Source organism: Pseudomonas sp. H1_A03 (assembly GCF_054685145.1).
This window is the reverse complement of the sequence record NZ_CP162829.1, coordinates 5,231,977-5,247,958: the sequence shown is the minus strand read 5'-3', so window position 1 is coordinate 5,247,958 and position 15,982 is coordinate 5,231,977. Positions and strand designations below refer to the sequence as shown.

Genomic DNA, 15,982 nt, shown 5'->3' with positions numbered 1-15,982 from the left:
TCCTAGTTGTAAACCCACAACACGCGGGCGGGCAGGTCGGTCAGATTGGCGTAGCGGCAATGGGCGAAGCTGGCCAGGTGGAAGCTGTCGCCGGGGCCGAGGGTGACCGGATCGGTCTCACCTTCGACCCACAGCGTCAATTCGCCCTCCAGTACAAAACCCGCCTGCTCGGCGCGGTCGCTCATGGTTTGTTCACCGCTGTTGGCGCCGGGAGCCAACAGACTGTCGAGCATCGAAAAGGCGCCATTCATGCTTGGCGAGACGAGGATGTCGGTGATGCCATTGGCGTAATACACCGTGCGCCGCTCGTTGGGCCGGGTGATCCAGTCCACCGCCTTGGGTTTAGGTTGGCTGTAGAAGTACGTGGTGGGGACGTCGAGGGCATGGCTGATGGCGGTCAAATCGGCCACGGTCGGGCGTGACAGACCGCGTTCGACCTGGGACAGGAAACCCACGGAACGCTCGATTTTTTGCGCGAGCTGGGCGAGGGTGAGCTTCTTGTGCTTGCGCAGGTCGTGGATCAGTGCGGCCAGGGTGGCGAGTTCTTCTTGTGGGGTCATGAAATTTATTTCGATAAATTTCATGAAAAATTACAGGATTTATTTCATGGAGGCAATGAAATGGATTTAGGCGCGCACTTGTTTGAGCTTGAACAGGAGCTACAGCATACGGCTACCCGTTCGAATGCGGCCCGGTTGGCGCAGCTGTTGGCGGATGATTTTGTTGAGTTTGGTGCCACTGGAAATGTATGGGGCAGTAAGGCAGAGGTGATTTCCGGACTGCAGGATGAGGTGTTTTCTGCGCGCCGTATAACTGATTTCACGGTGAAAAGGCTGACTGAAGGTGTGGCTCTTGTGACCTATCGCTCTCATCGGGACGCAGGTGGGGCTTCGCTGCGCAGCTCGGTATGGCGAGTAGAAGAAGGGCAGTGGCGGATGGTGTTCCATCAAGGCACACCTGTGGCAGTTGCCTAGCTCACTCCGAGGCAAGGCTTGATTGAATGATCAGACGCGCCAGCGGTCCGAACCTGGGTAAGCGCCATTAATTGAAGGAGCACCCATGAAGTCCAAGTCCCTAATCGCCTGCCTGCTGGTTGCCGCCAGCCTGTCCACCGCCAGCTTTGTCGTGCAAGCCGGTGATACCCCCCAGGAAACCGTGCAGCCTTCGACTATCAACGCCCGTGACTTGAAAGAGGGCGACCGCGCGCCGGATATGTTGATGCGCAAGGAATCAGCCGTCAGCGACTGGAAAAAACGTGGCCTCAAGCAGCCTGAAGAAGACAGCCAGTGGGCGCGGGTGGGCGATAAATTCGTCCTGCTCAAGACCACCAACGGCACCATCCTTGAGATCACTCCCGTCAAGAAATGACCTTGCATTTTTGCCCTGTTCCTGAGTTAAGGTAGCCGGCCGTAATGGCCGCGTTACCTTCCAGGAAAGAGAGCAGGATGCTTGCCACAATAAGAAATTACCCCCGCACCGTTAACCTGTTGCTGTCCGCCACGTTGATGCTCACGTTGGCCAAGGCGATCACATTTCCGTACCTGGTGATCTACCTCACCAGCCACTTTGCCCTCGATATCACTCAGGTCGGCCTGGTGATCGGCAGTTCGCTGATTGTCGGCTCGCTGCTCAGTGTGTATGGCGGCTTCCTGGTCGACCGTATCAACAGCTACCGACTGTTGCTCGGCATGAGCGTGCTGTTTGTACTGGGCTTTATCGGCACGCTGCTCGCGCAGGATATCTGGACGTTCTACAGCTGCCTGATCCTGATCAACCTGGCTTACGCGGTGATCGATATTGCGGTCAAAGCCGGTTTTGCCAGCTTGTTGCCCGAAGAGGCACGCAGCGAAGTGTTTTCCATCAAGTACACCCTGACCAATATCGGTTATGCCGTAGGGCCTTTTTTCGGGGCGATGATTGCCAAGCTGGACATCAGTTTGCCGTTTATCCTTTCGGCGCTATTGGGTGTAGGGTTTTTCCTGCTGTATTGGCGTTGGGGTGACCGTACGCTGGCGACCGTCGATGCCACGCAAAAGCCGGTGCCCTTTCTTGCCGTTGGCCGCGTGCTGTTGCGCGATCGTCGCCTGGTCTGCTTCACCGTTGGCGGCGTGCTCAGTGCCGTGGTATTTGGTCAGTTCACCGCATGGCTGTCACAATATTTGGTCACCACCACCACCGCCGAATACACCTACACCGTGGTCAGCGCCGTGCTGACCACCAACGCCGTGTTGGTGATTGCCCTGCAGTATGTGATTGGTCGGCGCATCTCGCATCGCTACTTGGGCCAGTGGCTGATCGCAGGACTGGGCATGTTCATGCTGGGGATCATTGGTTTTGCGCTGTCCACCAGCGTGCTGTGGTGGGTATTGGCAATGGCGGTGTTCACGGTGGGGGAGATCATCGTGTTTCCGGCCGAGTACATGTTTATCGACCGCATCGCTCCGGACCACCTGCGCGGCATGTACTACGGGGCGCAGAACCTGTCCAATCTGGGGGCCGCCCTGGGGCCGGTGTTGTGTGGGCTGGTGCTGGCCAGCCTGCCGGCCCACTACATGTTTTACATGCTGGGGGCGTTTATCGTTGGGGGCGGGGTGTTCTATTTCATTGGTGCGTCGCTGAAGGCAAGTCATCCAGCGTGAGCTTGCCGACGGTGTTGCATTGCAGTTCGTAACGCAGCTCTTCCACCATTTTTTCAACTTCTTGCGGGGTCTGCAGCCGGTTCGTGCTGATCCCGGTGACGACCAGATCAACCCGGCCGGTCTCCGCGTCGTAGACCTTGAGGGTCAGCGAAGCGTCCCGGCACAGGGTGAATTCGCACGTCAGTGGCGACAGACCTTCTTCGATGCAATTGCGCAGTTGAGAGAGGGTAAACATGGGGGTTCCTTCAGGGTGTAAATGCGGTGGCACACGATCAAAGCCTTGTGCCCACGCCCTGAAGGTTAGGGTTTACTTGCCCGCGTCATAAGTTGAATTCGCACTAGCCGCACTAGTGCATTTGCACCGCGTTCACTTGTTCTTGAGCCGCAACTCGCCGGCAAACAGTCCGCGTTCGCGGGCCCAAACGATCGCTGCACTACGACTATGCACCCCCAGCTTGGAGTACACCGTGGCCACATGGTTACGCACCGTGTTGGGCGCCAGTTTGAGGCGCGAGGCAATTTCCTTGTCAGCCAGCCCTTCGCAGATCAACCCCAAAACATCCCGTTCGCGGGCCGTGAGGTCGGTGAACGCGACATTCGGCAGGTTCGGGCTGTTGACGCTTTTGGCGTTCGCCAGTTTCTCGATCAGTGTCTGGCTGAACCATGAAGCGTCTTGCATGACTTCCTCGATGGCGGCCACCAGTTCCAGCTCCGAGCGCTTGCGTTCGGTGATGTTCATCAGCACCAGCAGGTAGCAGGGCACATCCTGAATGATCACGGTGTCCGCGGACACGACACAGTCGATAACCTCATCGCCTTTCTTGCGCACCTTCAAATCCTGGCCGTCAAAGCTTCCGGCTTTTTCCAGGGTGGTGAACAACAGGGCGCCAGCCGGTGCGCTGTCGATAAAGCCAATTTCTTCGATGGCCTTGCCGATCAATTCTTCGCTGGTGTACCCCGTGATCGTCATGAACGCCTCATTCACATCCACCACTTGACGGTTCGCGGCGCTGCAGACCAACGTCGGCACCGGGGTCAGGCGAAATGATTTGGCAAACCGTTCTTCACTCTGGCGCAGCGCGGTTTCGGCCTTGCGCCGAGGCTCCAGGTCCGTGAAGGAGAACAGCATGCAGGCCTCTTCGTTCATGTCCAGCGGCTGGCCGGCGACGATCACCAGTTTGCTGCCGCCTTCGGGCAATCTCAGTTCGGCCTGCATCTGCGGTATGGTCGCGCCATCGCCCAGGCGCTGGATCGCCAGGTCCTTGCGCTCGGCCTGCTCCAGCACGTCCAGCTCATAGACGGACTTGCCGATGACTTGGTCGCGGTTGTAACCGGTCATCTCCAGAAAGCCTTGGTTGACCTTGATATAGCGCAAGTCGCTCAGACGGCAGATCACCGCAGGCGCCGGGTTGGCATTGAAGGTTTTCTCGAAGCGCTGCTCGGCACTGGCCCATTCGGTGGCGTCGCTGAGGATCAGTACCAGCAGCTCCGGTTCGCCACGCGAGTCGGTGATCACCAGACTGCGCAGGCGGTGCACCCAGGTTTTGTCCGAATCGGCGTTTGGAATCACCTCCACCACGACGTCGCTGAATTCGTCGCCAGCAGCAGCACGGGCCAGGGGATAGTTTTCCAGCGTCAGTGGGTGATTGTTGCGATAGCGCAGCGTGAAGCGCTCGGCATACTCCTGCGCATTCGCGCCTAGCCCCATCACGTCGCCCACGCCGTGCATGTTCAGTGCGGCTTCGTTGGCCCACAGGATGGTCTGGTCGACCTCGGCGAGAATGATCCCATCGGATAGTCCGGAAATGATCTGCTGCAGTTGGCGGCGGTTGGTTTCTTTGGCGAGGACGTCCTGGCTCATGATTTCTCCGGATAAAAGCGTATAAAAACTCCGACATCCACGCTTCAGGATAGTGCAGAGAATGTGAGGGGGCCCAAGTGCGAATGCATCAGGCGATCTGGTGCATTTGCGCCACGACCGAACGGATGTCGTTTCGCCACACTCCCACTCAACAAGGCACATTGCCTTGCTCCCATAACTTGTGAAGGACCTCTGTATGACCACTGTCTATGAAACCAATCGCTCGCTGTTTCGCGTGTCCTGGAGCTCGGTATTGGCCGGTAGTGCAATTGCCCTGGTGACCTACCTGGTCCTCAGCGTGCTCGGCACTGCCATTGGCGCCAGTGCAGTTGAACCAATGGAAGCGGGCAACCCATTGAGCGGTTTCGGCACGGGCGCGGGCATCTGGCTGTTTGTCTCCACCCTTGTAGCGATCGGCGTCGGCGCCTTTGTCGCCGGCCGTACTGCACCGGATCGCGGTGGCCTGCACGGCGTGTTGACCTGGACCGTCACCACCTTGCTCACCACTTGGCTACTCGCGGGTCTGGCTGCCAGTGTGGTTGGCACCGCCGGCAACATGGTGGGTAAAGGCTTGTCGGCTGCCGGTAGCGGTATTGCCGCGGCGGCGCCTGGCATTGGCGACAGCGTCAAGCAGCAACTGAACGAACAAGGTATTCAACTGGACTGGAACAGCCTGCAGGGCGAACTCGATACGTTGCTCAAGCAGAGCGGAAAACCAGAATTGGACCCTGCGAACGTCGAGCAAAAAGCTGACCAAGCCAGCGCTGATGGCAAGCAAGCCGCGACGGATGCAGCGACCAATCCCGCACAGGCTGGCGACCAGTTGAAGCAGTGGTTTGAACGCGTGAAAGCGTCCGGTGAACCTGCGCTGAACGCGGCGGATAAAGAAGCACTGGTCAACATCGTGGCGGCGCGTACCGGCAAGAGCAAGGAAGAGGCCACGCAGATCGTCGATAACTACGCCCAGGCTTATCAGCAAGCCATGCAGAAGGTCGAAGAGCTGAAGCAACAGGCTGAACAGAAAGCCCGTGAAGCGTCTGAAGTGGCTGCCAAGCAGATTTCCCGTGCGGCCTGGAGCGCCTTGGCGATGCTGCTGTTGGGTGCGGCGCTGAGCTTCTTTGTGGGGCGTATGGCGCTGACTAATCGTCGTGTGCCGTTGGCCTGACTTCTTGTGATGAGGGTGGTGAGAGGGGGACCTCTCACCACGCTTTTGCTAAACCACTAACCCTCCCACGACTGGCACGATGATCAGCGTACTCAACGCCATAGAAAGCACGTTACCGATGTAGGGGTGGAAGTGAGCCGGCAACTTTCCCGCGATGGCGCACGCTAAAGGCGGAGCAATCAATGCACCGAGCAGCGCACTTGAACCCATCACCATCCAACTTCCTCCATGGGTCAACACGGCAGCCGGTACCACTGACACCAAGGGAACATAGGTGGGATACCATCCTCGCTTGATCCACTCATGTCGCCAGATGACCACGCCCAGCGCAGACGTCAATGCTTGCGCGCCTATCAGGTGCAATATGAGGCCTGAGCCGTACGCCGGGCTCACGGGATTCAGGGCGTACGCCAATAGGACTCCCGCCAACAGACCCAGACTGGCTAGCTCGTTGCCGAAAAAAGGGGCTTCGGAGAAATCTGCCAGCACCCGGCGCAGGCTCCAAGTCACGCCATAAGTGGGAAGAGCGGCAGGCTTCGGTTTGGCCGGTGGGGTAAAGTCCGAGCGCACCATAGAGGGCATCCAACGACATAGCATAAACGCGATCACGCTACCGATAGCCATGCCCATCACGTTGCCAATCACCGCCGGCAACCCCAGCGGCACGCAGACGACGTTGACGATCAACAGGCACATCGGCGTAACCAGCACTGCGCCGAGTGCTGCGCCAGTGAGGGTGACCTTCCACCCGCCGCCAAACATCAGCACCATGGCTGCCGGCAACGAGACGAACGCCGCGAACGTCGGTTGCCATGTCTCAGCGGTGACAGCCCATCCCCACAGCAAGTTGCTGAGTAGCAGGCCGAGCAACGAGCTGGTTATCAGCCAAGGCCATAATCCGGTCCCATAGGAAATGGAGAAACCTTGCCAGGCCTTCCCCTTCCGGCTGGCCCACCAGGCCAGGTAGGCACCTCCCAGCAGGCCGAGCGACGCCAGTTCATGTTTGTAGAAAGCGACCTCGCTGATATCGCCAAGTACCCAGCGCAGCCAGGCAACGGGGTGTGGAAGGCTTTGCACCATATCGGTGTAGCCAGGCCAGGGCTCGGTGAACGCTAACCACACAATGATCAGAGCGCTGGTCAGCGCAATCACAACAACAGTCCTGTCAATGTTGGGCCAGGGGGTTCGTGGTTTTTCTAAGAGGTTACCCATAGTCAACCCTCCAATCAGCGCGGCAGGGCAGGGTGTTGGGCGTAACCGAGCATTTGATCGTAGAGATCATTGCGTCGATCGCGTTGCAGGTCGTTGAGGCTGTTCCAGATCGGTGCACTGCGGGCGCTGGTGATATCAATGTCGGCGAACAAAATCTCCTGGCGATTGGCCGAAGCGACAGCGCCAATCGGCCAGCCATTGGTTCCGGCAATCAATGAGCATCCGAGGTAACGGGCGTTTCGCTCCTCGCCAATGCGGCTGGCGGCAGCGATAAACACGTTGTTGACGTGGGCGGCGGTCATCGTCAGGTATGACGCCATGCATTTGCCCGCTTCATCGAATAGCGGCGGTGGTGTCCACACCCAGTTGTTCAGGCTACAAATAATATCTGCGCCTTGTTGGCTGAGAATGCGTGGCACCTCCGGGAACCAGATGTCCCAGCAAATCAGCAAGCCAATACGGCCGATCGGCGTTTCAAATACCGGAAAGCCTGTATCGCCGGGGGTGAACCAAAGCTTTTCCAGGTTCCACAAATGCGCTTTGCGGTATTTTCCGATGTAGCCTTCGGGCCCTAACAGCACGGCCGTATTGAATAGCTGCATACCGTCTATTTCACACAGGCCTGCTACCAGATACACCTGGTGCCTGCAGGCAAACTCTATCCACGCTTGCACGCTGGTACCGTCTGGCACTCGCTCTGCGTGATCAAAAGCATCCTGGCGGCTGCTGAAGAAATACCCGCAATTGGTGAGCTCGGGCAACACGATCAGGTTGGCTCCGCCGCTCGCGGCTTCGGCCGCCAGTGCGAGGCTCTGACTCAGGTTATTGGCGCGGTTGGCCATGCCGACCTGTGGATCAAGTTGAATGACCGCTACGCGTGCAGGGCTTACTGGTTCGCTCATTGAGGTGACCTCTTATTGTTATACAACCGGAAGATGGTTGGATGTTTATAAGAGGCGACAATATGTTTAATTAAAAGTCAGACGGTTCTCGTTGCTACGTAGTCTATTTCCTTTATTGCTCGGTTTTGTATTCTGGGTAGTCCTGCATATCAAAGCCGCCGTTGAAGTTGGCGCGTGTTTTATTGCAGATGTTTATCACTGTGTCGACGGCGCCTCTGAAGCAAGGCTCAGTCCAGCCAGCATCAACGGAAAACGACTCGCCGCAGAGATAAAGTCCCGACTTATGAGAGAAGTCCCTGTTGTATTTCATTAAGGACACCGCGTGGTAGTAGGTGCCTGCGCGATAGAGCTTTGCACAACCCAGCGAGTGTTTGTCGTTCATCCAGCGTTGAACGACTGCCTGTTTACGGCCTATATACGGTGAGATTTTTTCTTTGATGTTTGTGGACTTCAAGAGGATTCGGTCTAGCTCCTTTATGCATTTATCGACCAGTTGTTCGTCGTCAAATACCGATAGCTTGGTAGCGTCGTCTTCCCACGTGTAGCTGAGCAGGATGCAGTCATAGGTATTATTATTGTGGTAGCGGTAGGTATATACATCATGTAGCCAGCTGTCCGTAATGATCGCTTGAGGTATGTTTTTGTTATCTGAAAGAAACGACTTTTTCAGTGGGGCGTAGACTTTGCAGCTGGTTTCCCAGTGGGCGGTTTTATAGGCTTCTATAATGTCGAATGGGAGTGTTTTCTGGTTGAAGTTTTCAATTGGTATTTGTGTCTCGATCAGCCAGGAGGGGAGTGTCATTACGACAGAGTCACAATCGATAAATACGTTTTCCGTTTGATCTTTTTGTGTGGCGTTCCAGCTGTAATACACGCGTATTTTTCCGTCCTTGAGTTTTTTCAGTTTTGTCACTGCACTGCGGGTCAGTAAACCGGATGGGCTCTTTAAAAGGTGTTCGTACAAAGATTCATCAGTCTCGTCGGGCTTTATGAATAGCAGCGATTCCGCCAGCGATCCAAGGCCAATATAGTGTGGTTTGTTAAATTTAAGCCCTCTGGAGTCCAGGGTCTCTTTAGCATCCAGGTACGGTGCGTCCATGGGGGTACCGTCTGCGTCAACCCGACCGTGAATCAACTGCAGATGACTGCTGAATCCAAATATCGCCGTGCGCAGAGGGTAAAGCGCGCATACGTCATAGAAGGCGCCCCAACTACCATCACCAATTCCGATGGCGTAGAAAACCGCAGATTCCTGGGCACTCATACCCAGGCCGCCAAAGTTTCCAGGATCACTGTGGTGCCACGTATCAATACTTGGCAGCTTGACCAGGTCCCGAAAGGACATACCTTCGTATTTTCTTACTATCGATGCCCACATGTCCTCCCAGCGTTCGGATCCGTAATATTCGGAGACGCACAGCGTCATACGCTCGGCAAATGTCTTCCATTTCGCGAAAACGTTACCCAGCGTTTGCCCTGGCGGGGCTGTTTTTCCATCGGCGTTTTTCCATATCAGTAGGGTGGGTTCACTGCTGTTATCTATGCTCCCTTCTCTTAGGAATATACCGGTTGAGCGGACTGCCGGGCTGCCCGGGTTTGGAAAGTCTGAATGGCGCAAATCGAATTCGTTAGCGTAATAGGCCATCAGTGAACGACCGTCTTTGGGCGGCTCATTTGTCTTGTTGAAGAACGGCATCCTCATTGCACCCATCTCGAAAGGGGGCCTGCCTGGCGTGTTGGTGTGATTGCTCCCAAGGGCGGTAAGGTGTCGGCCGCCAATACGCTTGGATTTTTCAAGTAAGGTAATGTTTGTGAACCCGCACCTGTAAAGCTCGCGCGCAGTCGTCAGGCCGGTAATGCCAGCGCCAATAACGCAGATTTTATGATCGGGTTCAGTGGCGTGGGCAATCCCGTTTACCTGTTCAACCAACGCGCGATAGTCAAAGCACAGGTCGGGTGGATTGGGGAATGTTGCCCTCCATTTGTTCTCGGTAGAGCGCTTTTCTCGATGCTGCCGCTGGGCAATGTCTGCGGGGTAGTTGAAGCCGGAACCGATGGTCATTCTGATATTCCCTATTCAGAGTAATGAACGCTTCATAGGTTGAGCGTTGGCACTGGACGCGAGAAATAGTCTGAAGGTGTTTTTGGGGGAGGGAGCGTCGTGTTTTTTTGTAAGTGCATTTCAAGCAGCAAGCGCAGAGAGAACCCTCTCCCCCTGAAAGGCGCTGCGGCGTGTCGCAACTATCAGTGTTGCGTTTGAAGCTTGCCAAACCCGTTTGATTCTGGGAAAAACGCCATCCTTTGCGTCCTAATGAGACCCCCCATGAGCCACGACGAACTCCAGATCACCGACATCCGCCTCGGCACCGGCAAAGCCGTGGTCAAGGGCGCGTTGATTAACACCCAATACACCGGCACCCTGGAGGACGGCACGGTATTCGATTCGTCCTGGGAGCGCGGCAAGCCGTTCCAGTGTGTGATCGGCACCGGGCGGGTGATCAAGGGCTGGGACCAGGGTTTGATGGGTATGCAGGTGGGCGGTGTTCGCACCTTGTTCGTGCCGGCGCATCTGGCGTATGGCGAACGGTCGATGGGCGCGCATATCAAGCCCAACAGCAACCTGCGTTTTGAGATTGAGTTGTTGGAAGTGCTGACGCGAGATGATTGAGGGCGGATGAACATGGATGTTGATGAGCACGTGTTGCCCGCTTGCTCTGTTGCAGGTATTCGGGTGGTTGAGCTGTGCGCTAGCGACGAGGCCGATCTGCAACGGTTTTTCGAGCGAGCGCCGGATTATTTCATTGCGGTGAACGGCGAGCCGGCCACGCCGACTGAGGCGTGCGAGGAGTTGCACGGGCAACTGCCCACAGGATGGACCTGCCGCCGGATGTATTGGCTGGGTTATCGCGATGCTGACGACCGATTGGTCGCGGTGGTGAACATTGCCGCTGACTTGCTGGCGAGCGGGGTGTGGCATATCGGGCTGCTGCTGGTCGATTCGTGCCTGCATGGCACTGGCCTTGCGCAACGACTGCATGCGGACCTTGAAGTATGGGCTGCGAAGAAGGGCGCCCAATGGCTGCGGTTGACGGTGGTTATCGGCAATATCAAAGCCGAGCGTTTCTGGCCCAGGCTTGGGTATGTGCAGGTACGTACGCGGGAGGGCGTGACGATGGGACGGCAGGTGAACCGGGTGTCGATTCAGGTCAAGGCGCTGGCGGGTGGGGCGGTTGAGGATTACTTGAGGCGGGTGGCGAGGGATCGACCGGGTACGCCATAGCAACGGATGTACGCCAATCGGTGTGGGAGCTGGCTTGCCTGCGATGGCGGCCTTTCAGCATAGCCCCATTGCCTGACACTGCGCCATCGCAGGCAAGCCAGCTCCCACATTTGATCTTCAGCGTATCCGGGAAAACGGCTTTCCTGAACCCACCCTGAAGAATCTTCTCATTCCCCATCGGGAAACTTTCCTACGGTTTACTCTCCTGAAGTCGGGGCGTAAGCTTCGCGCGTTTTCATCAATAGCGGAGACCCTCAGTGGGTACTTGTTCGAGTGACAGTAGTCGGCCGGTTCTGGTAACCGGCACAGGCTTGGCAAGGTAACGCGCATTCTTCCGATGCCGTTGTCTCGCCAATAAAAGCGAGAAGCGGCATCCCGGCAGTAGCCAGTCCTGGCGCCTGCCCGAATCCCTCTCATCGACGCTGACCAGCACCTGACTCACCTCGGGATGCTACGGACGCGCCTGCCTTTACGGTGGGCGGGCCAAGCTGACTGTGCCTGTAAAATGGCGCGGGGCAGACGGCCGTACCTGCACGAGTGTTTCCTCGCGCAGGAGTAACACCATGAACTTCACGCTGCTCAAAGAGTTCTTCGCCGGCTTCCTGCGGACCCGGCATATTGCCCGGCATTTCCGCCGCCTGGCGATGCTCGAAACCGTGACCGACGCCAGTGTCAGCCGCGAAGTACCACCGACCCTGGCACAAACCCTGGTGGTCTCGGCCAACAACAGCGCCGTGCAATTGCTAGGCACGCTAGGCAGTCATTCCGAAGGTTTGAACACCCAAGAGGCCGATGCCCTGCGCGTGCAATACGGCTTCAACGAAGTCGAGCATGAGCAGCCGCTGCCCTGGTGGGTGCACCTGTGGCACTGCTACAAGAACCCGTTCAACCTCTTGCTGACCCTGTTGGCAGTCATCTCCTGGCTGACCGAAGACATGAAGGCCGCCACGGTGATTTTCTCCATGGTAGTGCTGTCGACGCTGCTGCGTTTCTGGCAGGAGGCCAAATCCAACAAGGCCGCCGATGCACTGAAGGCCATGGTGAGCAACACCGCCACGGTGCTGCGTCGCGATGAGGCCAAGCGCATCGAGTTACCGATCAAGCAGTTGGTGCCCGGCGACCTCATTGTGCTTTCGGCCGGCGACATGATCCCGGCCGACTGCCGTGTGCTCAGCGCAAAGGACCTGTTCGTCAGCCAAGCGGCGATGACCGGGGAATCGATGCCGGTGGAGAAGTTCGCCCAGCAGCAGGACGCCAACACCCGCAACCCGCTGGACCTGGAGAATATTCTGTTCATGGGCACCAACGTGGTGTCCGGCGCGGCGACGGCGGTGATCCTGACCACCGGTAACAGCACCTATTTCGGCGCGTTGGCCCAGCGTGTGACGGCCACCGACCGCGCGACCACGTCGTTCCAGCACGGCGTTAACAAAGTCAGCTGGTTGCTCATTCGGTTCATGTTCGTGATGGCGCCACTGGTGCTGTTCATCAACGGTTTCACCAAGGGTGACTGGACTGAGGCGCTGCTGTTTGCATTGTCGATTGCCGTGGGCCTCACCCCGGAAATGTTGCCGATGATCGTCACCTCCACCCTGGCCAAGGGCGCGGTGTTTCTGTCGCGCAAAAAGGTCATCGTCAAGCGCCTGGACGCGATCCAGAATTTCGGCGCCATGGATGTGCTGTGCACCGACAAGACCGGCACGCTGACCCAGGACAGGATTTTCCTGGCGCGCCATGTGGACGTGTGGGGCGAAGAGTCCGACGATGTGCTGGAAATGGCCTACCTCAACAGCTACTACCAGACGGGTCTGAAAAACCTGCTGGACGTGGCGGTGCTGGAGCACGTGGAGGTGCATCGCGAGCTGAAAGTCGGCACCGCGTTCCACAAGGTCGATGAGATCCCGTTCGATTTCAATCGTCGCCGCATGTCGGTGGTAGTGGCCGAGGAAGGCTTGCCGCACCTGTTAATTTGCAAGGGTGCCGTGGAGGAAATCCTCTCGGTGTGCAACAACGTGCGCCATGGCGACACCAACGAGGCGCTGACCGATGAACTGCTGGCACGTATTCGCCAGGTCACCGCTGCGTTCAACGAAGAAGGCTTGCGCGTGGTGGCCGTGGCCGCGCAACCGATGGCACCGGGGCGCGACACCTACAGCCTGGCGGATGAGCAAAACCTCACGCTGATCGGCTACGTGGCTTTCCTCGACCCACCGAAGGAAAGCACCGCACCCGCCCTCAAGGCGCTCAAAGCCCATGGCGTCGCGGTAAAAGTGCTGACCGGTGACAACGAGCTGGTCACCGCCAAAATCTGCCGCGAAGTGGGCCTGGAGCAACAAGGCCTGCTGATGGGCAACGACATCGAGGACATGACCGACGCCGAGCTGGCAGAGGCTGTGGAAACCACCAACGTGTTCGCCAAGCTGACGCCGAGCCACAAGGAGCGCATCGTGCGCCTGCTCAAGGCTAACGGACATGTGGTGGGCTTTATGGGCGATGGCATCAACGATGCGCCGGCGTTGCGTACCGCTGACATCGGTATTTCGGTGGACAGCGCGGTGGATATTGCCAAGGAAGCCGCCGACATCATCCTGCTGGAAAAGAGCCTGATGATCCTGGAGGAGGGCGTGCTGGAGGGGCGGCGTACCTTCGCCAACATGCTCAAGTACATCAAGATGACCGCCAGTTCCAACTTTGGCAACGTGTTCTCGGTGCTGGTGGCCAGTGCATTTATCCCGTTCCTGCCGATGCTGCCGATGCATTTGCTGGTGCAGAACCTGCTGTATGACATTTCGCAGATCGCGATTCCGTTCGATAACGTCGATGAAGAAATGCTCGCCAAGCCACAACGCTGGCAACCGGGCGATGTCGGCCGTTTCATGCTGTTTTTCGGGCCGATCAGTTCGATCTTTGACATCACCACGTTTGCACTCATGTGGTATGTCTTCGATGCCAACACCCCCGACCACCAGACCCTGTTCCAGTCCGGCTGGTTTGTGGTGGGGCTGCTGACCCAGACGCTGATCGTGCACATGATCCGCACCCCGAAAATCCCCTTCCTGCAAAGCCGTGCGGCGATGCCGTTGATGGTGATGACCGGCGTGATCATGGCCGTGGGGATTTTCCTGCCGATGGGACCGTTGGCGCATTACTTTAAATTGCAGGCGCTGCCATCGCTGTACTTTGTGTTCCTGCCCGTGATCCTGCTGGCGTACATGGCCCTGACCCAGGCGGTGAAGGGTTACTACATCCGTAAGTTTGGCTGGCAATAAACAGGGACGATTTCCTATGCAAGCAATCAATAATATCAACCTCAATTCCCTGATCGACACCCTGGTCAGCCTCACTGCGGCATTCATCCTCGGTGGCCTGATCGGTTTCGAACGTCAATACCGCCAGCGCACCGCAGGTCTGCGCACCAACGTGCTGGTGGCGGTGGGCGCGGCGATTTTCGTCGACATGGCCAACCGTCTCGGCGGTGCAGAAGGCGCGGTGCGCGTAGTGGCGTATGTCGTGTCGGGTATCGGCTTTCTCGGCGCCGGTGTGATCATGCGTGAAGAGGGCAATGTGCGCGGGCTCAACACCGCCGCCACGCTCTGGGCGTCGGCGGCGGTGGGGGCTTGCGCGGGTGCCGACCTGATCCTCGAAGCGCTGCTGGGCACGCTGTTCGTGCTGGCGGCCAACACCTTGCTGCGGCCGATCGTCAACAATATCAACCGCCAGCCGCTGGATGTGGTGTCGGCAGAGGTGACCAATATCTTGTATGTGATCGCCCGGCGTACCCAGCAGAAAGCCGTGCTGGCGTTGCTGGAGGCCGAGCTGGCGCGTTGCAATTACCCAGCCAGCGATGTTGACGTGCGCCCCTTTGGCACGGAGGAAGTAGAAATCGAAGCTACCCTGGCCGTGACATCGGTCGACGGTGACGAGTTGGACGCCCTGGTGGCAAGGATATCGATGTCGACTCTGGTGGTGCAGGCGTTCTGGAGTCCGAGTACCACCGAGTAATCTCCAGCTGTAGGGATTTATCCCGCGCAAAGTTGACTATGCTAGGAAAAGTCCCACAAGCAATCAGGACTATCCCTTCATTTGATAAGGCGCCACGTTGCTAAGGTTGCGCGCTTGCGCCTCAGGAACAAGGGCGCGGTTCGACGTGTTTACTGTGCTTTATCAAAAGGAGGGGGTCTGTACTGCCTGAAGTGTCATGCAGAGTAATCAGCACCGTTTGTCGGAACTGTTACTTTTCACAGGTAGATAGGTCCCGTGTGATATGTAAGCGTACCGATCCCTCGGGGAGTCTTATGAGCAAAGCTTTAATTGTGGATGATCACCCTTTCATACGCTCAACCGTGAAGTTTCTGTTGAAGCAGGAAGGCTTCGACAAAATATTTGAAGCAGGCAACGGTGCTGACGCCATGCAGATTGCGCGTGAGGAACGCCCCGATCTGGTCATCCTCGACTTGGCAATGCCCAAGCTCGGCGGCCTGGAGGTGATCAGCCGGATCAAGGCACTGGAACTGCCTTGCAAAATTCTGGTGCTGACTTCGTACTTGGCAGTGTTCTTCTCTACCCGCTGCATGCGCGCCGGAGCCATGGGCTTTGTTGCCAAGACGGGTGAACTCGACGAGTTGCAAAAGGCTATCAGGGCGATCAGGTCCGGTTACAGCTGCTTCCCCAGCGTGGCCACCAGTTCGGTGCGCCGTGATGATTTGCAGACCACCGAGCAAGAACTGGTGGACGCGCTGTCGGATCGCGAATTGACGGTATTGCAAAAACTGGCGCTGGGCCTGGGCAACAAGGAAATCGCTGAGGACATGTTGTTGAGCCACAAGACCATCAGCACCTATAAGACGCGACTCAAGGAGAAGCTGCGTATGTCCTCGGTGGTGCACCTGTCCAAGTTCGCCCAGCGCAATCATCTGATCTGAA

Annotated in this window: 15 protein-coding genes; 9 read left to right on the top strand and 6 right to left on the bottom strand. The window is 57.4% G+C overall.

Going from position 1 to position 15,982, the window contains the following annotated elements:
• Positions 1–2: 2 nt before the first annotated feature.
• Positions 3–560, bottom strand: coding sequence for a helix-turn-helix domain-containing protein (locus tag AB4O35_RS24165; protein WP_065872392.1), 558 nt, complete (start codon positions 558–560; stop codon positions 3–5).
• On the opposite strand from AB4O35_RS24165, the gene AB4O35_RS24160 reads away from it, so the two are divergent.
• The 3 genes from AB4O35_RS24160 (at position 549) to AB4O35_RS24150 (ending at position 2,639) form a co-directional block, all read left to right on the top strand.
• On the top strand, positions 549–974 hold the full coding sequence (locus AB4O35_RS24160; RefSeq protein ID WP_256530454.1) for a nuclear transport factor 2 family protein: 426 nt from the start codon (positions 549–551) through the stop codon (positions 972–974). The two genes, AB4O35_RS24165 and AB4O35_RS24160, sit on opposite strands and share 12 nt — an antisense overlap.
• 85 nt (positions 975–1,059) lie before the next feature.
• Positions 1,060–1,368: an RcnB family protein gene (locus AB4O35_RS24155; protein WP_065879977.1), complete on the top strand. Its 309-nt coding sequence runs from the start codon at positions 1,060–1,062 to the stop codon at positions 1,366–1,368.
• Between the two features lie 77 nt (positions 1,369–1,445).
• The gene (locus AB4O35_RS24150; RefSeq protein ID WP_065872313.1) at positions 1,446–2,639 is read left to right on the top strand and encodes an MFS transporter; all 1,194 of its coding nucleotides are present in this window, start codon (positions 1,446–1,448) and stop codon (positions 2,637–2,639) included.
• On the opposite strand, the gene AB4O35_RS24145 is transcribed toward AB4O35_RS24150, so the two are convergent.
• Together AB4O35_RS24145 and AB4O35_RS24140 are read right to left on the bottom strand one after the other, a co-directional pair.
• Positions 2,602–2,874, bottom strand: coding sequence for a DUF1652 domain-containing protein (locus AB4O35_RS24145; RefSeq protein WP_065872312.1), 273 nt, complete (start codon positions 2,872–2,874; stop codon positions 2,602–2,604). The two genes, AB4O35_RS24150 and AB4O35_RS24145, sit on opposite strands and share 38 nt — an antisense overlap.
• Positions 2,875–3,006: 132 nt before the next feature.
• Complete coding sequence (locus AB4O35_RS24140) at positions 3,007–4,500, bottom strand: PAS domain S-box protein (protein ID WP_065872311.1); 1,494 nt, start codon at positions 4,498–4,500, stop codon at positions 3,007–3,009.
• A 196-nt stretch (positions 4,501–4,696) separates the two neighbouring features.
• On the opposite strand from AB4O35_RS24140, the gene AB4O35_RS24135 reads away from it, so the two are divergent.
• Positions 4,697–5,665: a hypothetical protein gene (locus AB4O35_RS24135; RefSeq protein ID WP_065872310.1), complete on the top strand. Its 969-nt coding sequence runs from the start codon at positions 4,697–4,699 to the stop codon at positions 5,663–5,665.
• 48 nt (positions 5,666–5,713) lie between these two features.
• On the opposite strand, the gene AB4O35_RS24130 is transcribed toward AB4O35_RS24135, so the two are convergent.
• From AB4O35_RS24130 to AB4O35_RS24120, 3 genes are all read right to left on the bottom strand, one after another.
• Positions 5,714–6,877 carry a hypothetical protein gene (locus AB4O35_RS24130; protein ID WP_175403024.1) on the bottom strand — a complete coding sequence of 388 codons (1,164 nt, stop codon included), beginning with the start codon at positions 6,875–6,877 and terminating at the stop codon, positions 5,714–5,716.
• A 14-nt stretch (positions 6,878–6,891) separates the two neighbouring features.
• Positions 6,892–7,779, bottom strand: coding sequence for a nitrilase family protein (locus AB4O35_RS24125; protein WP_065872309.1), 888 nt, complete (start codon positions 7,777–7,779; stop codon positions 6,892–6,894).
• Between the two features lie 112 nt (positions 7,780–7,891).
• Positions 7,892–9,841 carry a flavin monoamine oxidase family protein gene (locus AB4O35_RS24120; RefSeq protein ID WP_065872308.1) on the bottom strand — a complete coding sequence of 650 codons (1,950 nt, stop codon included), beginning with the start codon at positions 9,839–9,841 and terminating at the stop codon, positions 7,892–7,894.
• A 261-nt stretch (positions 9,842–10,102) separates the two neighbouring features.
• On the opposite strand from AB4O35_RS24120, the gene AB4O35_RS24115 reads away from it, so the two are divergent.
• The 5 genes from AB4O35_RS24115 to AB4O35_RS24095 all read left to right on the top strand — a co-directional run bounded on the left by AB4O35_RS24115 (position 10,103) and on the right by AB4O35_RS24095 (position 15,981).
• Positions 10,103–10,447: an FKBP-type peptidyl-prolyl cis-trans isomerase gene (locus AB4O35_RS24115; RefSeq protein ID WP_065872307.1), complete on the top strand. Its 345-nt coding sequence runs from the start codon at positions 10,103–10,105 to the stop codon at positions 10,445–10,447.
• A gap of 12 nt (positions 10,448–10,459) precedes the next feature.
• Positions 10,460–11,059 (top strand): GNAT family N-acetyltransferase, encoded by a 600-nt coding sequence (locus AB4O35_RS24110; protein ID WP_065872390.1) that lies wholly within the window; start codon positions 10,460–10,462, stop codon positions 11,057–11,059.
• Between the two features lie 563 nt (positions 11,060–11,622).
• Positions 11,623–14,328: a magnesium-translocating P-type ATPase gene (gene mgtA / locus AB4O35_RS24105; protein WP_065879974.1), complete on the top strand. Its 2,706-nt coding sequence runs from the start codon at positions 11,623–11,625 to the stop codon at positions 14,326–14,328.
• A gap of 16 nt (positions 14,329–14,344) precedes the next feature.
• Complete coding sequence (locus tag AB4O35_RS24100) at positions 14,345–15,061, top strand: MgtC/SapB family protein (RefSeq protein WP_025854501.1); 717 nt, start codon at positions 14,345–14,347, stop codon at positions 15,059–15,061.
• A gap of 293 nt (positions 15,062–15,354) precedes the next feature.
• The gene (locus AB4O35_RS24095; RefSeq protein WP_065872305.1) at positions 15,355–15,981 is read left to right on the top strand and encodes a response regulator transcription factor; all 627 of its coding nucleotides are present in this window, start codon (positions 15,355–15,357) and stop codon (positions 15,979–15,981) included.
• The last annotated feature ends 1 nt before the right edge of the window (position 15,982 follow it).

What these genes read in the sequence shown, in the direction of transcription:
- AB4O35_RS24165 (WP_065872392.1), bottom strand. Translation starts at nt 560, where the DNA reads ATGACCCCACAAGAAGAACTCGCCACCCTGGCCGCACTGATCCACGAC.
- AB4O35_RS24155 (WP_065879977.1), top strand. Translation starts at nt 1,060, where the DNA reads ATGAAGTCCAAGTCCCTAATCGCCTGCCTGCTGGTTGCCGCCAGCCTG.
- AB4O35_RS24150 (WP_065872313.1), top strand. Translation starts at nt 1,446, where the DNA reads ATGCTTGCCACAATAAGAAATTACCCCCGCACCGTTAACCTGTTGCTG.
- AB4O35_RS24145 (WP_065872312.1), bottom strand. Translation starts at nt 2,874, where the DNA reads ATGTTTACCCTCTCTCAACTGCGCAATTGCATCGAAGAAGGTCTGTCG.
- AB4O35_RS24140 (WP_065872311.1), bottom strand. Translation starts at nt 4,500, where the DNA reads ATGAGCCAGGACGTCCTCGCCAAAGAAACCAACCGCCGCCAACTGCAG.
- AB4O35_RS24135 (WP_065872310.1), top strand. Translation starts at nt 4,697, where the DNA reads ATGACCACTGTCTATGAAACCAATCGCTCGCTGTTTCGCGTGTCCTGG.
- AB4O35_RS24130 (WP_175403024.1), bottom strand. Translation starts at nt 6,877, where the DNA reads ATGGGTAACCTCTTAGAAAAACCACGAACCCCCTGGCCCAACATTGAC.
- AB4O35_RS24125 (WP_065872309.1), bottom strand. Translation starts at nt 7,779, where the DNA reads ATGAGCGAACCAGTAAGCCCTGCACGCGTAGCGGTCATTCAACTTGAT.
- AB4O35_RS24120 (WP_065872308.1), bottom strand. Translation starts at nt 9,841, where the DNA reads ATGACCATCGGTTCCGGCTTCAACTACCCCGCAGACATTGCCCAGCGG.
- AB4O35_RS24115 (WP_065872307.1), top strand. Translation starts at nt 10,103, where the DNA reads ATGAGCCACGACGAACTCCAGATCACCGACATCCGCCTCGGCACCGGC.
- AB4O35_RS24110 (WP_065872390.1), top strand. Translation starts at nt 10,460, where the DNA reads ATGGATGTTGATGAGCACGTGTTGCCCGCTTGCTCTGTTGCAGGTATT.
- mgtA (WP_065879974.1), top strand. Translation starts at nt 11,623, where the DNA reads ATGAACTTCACGCTGCTCAAAGAGTTCTTCGCCGGCTTCCTGCGGACC.
- AB4O35_RS24100 (WP_025854501.1), top strand. Translation starts at nt 14,345, where the DNA reads ATGCAAGCAATCAATAATATCAACCTCAATTCCCTGATCGACACCCTG.
- AB4O35_RS24095 (WP_065872305.1), top strand. Translation starts at nt 15,355, where the DNA reads ATGAGCAAAGCTTTAATTGTGGATGATCACCCTTTCATACGCTCAACC.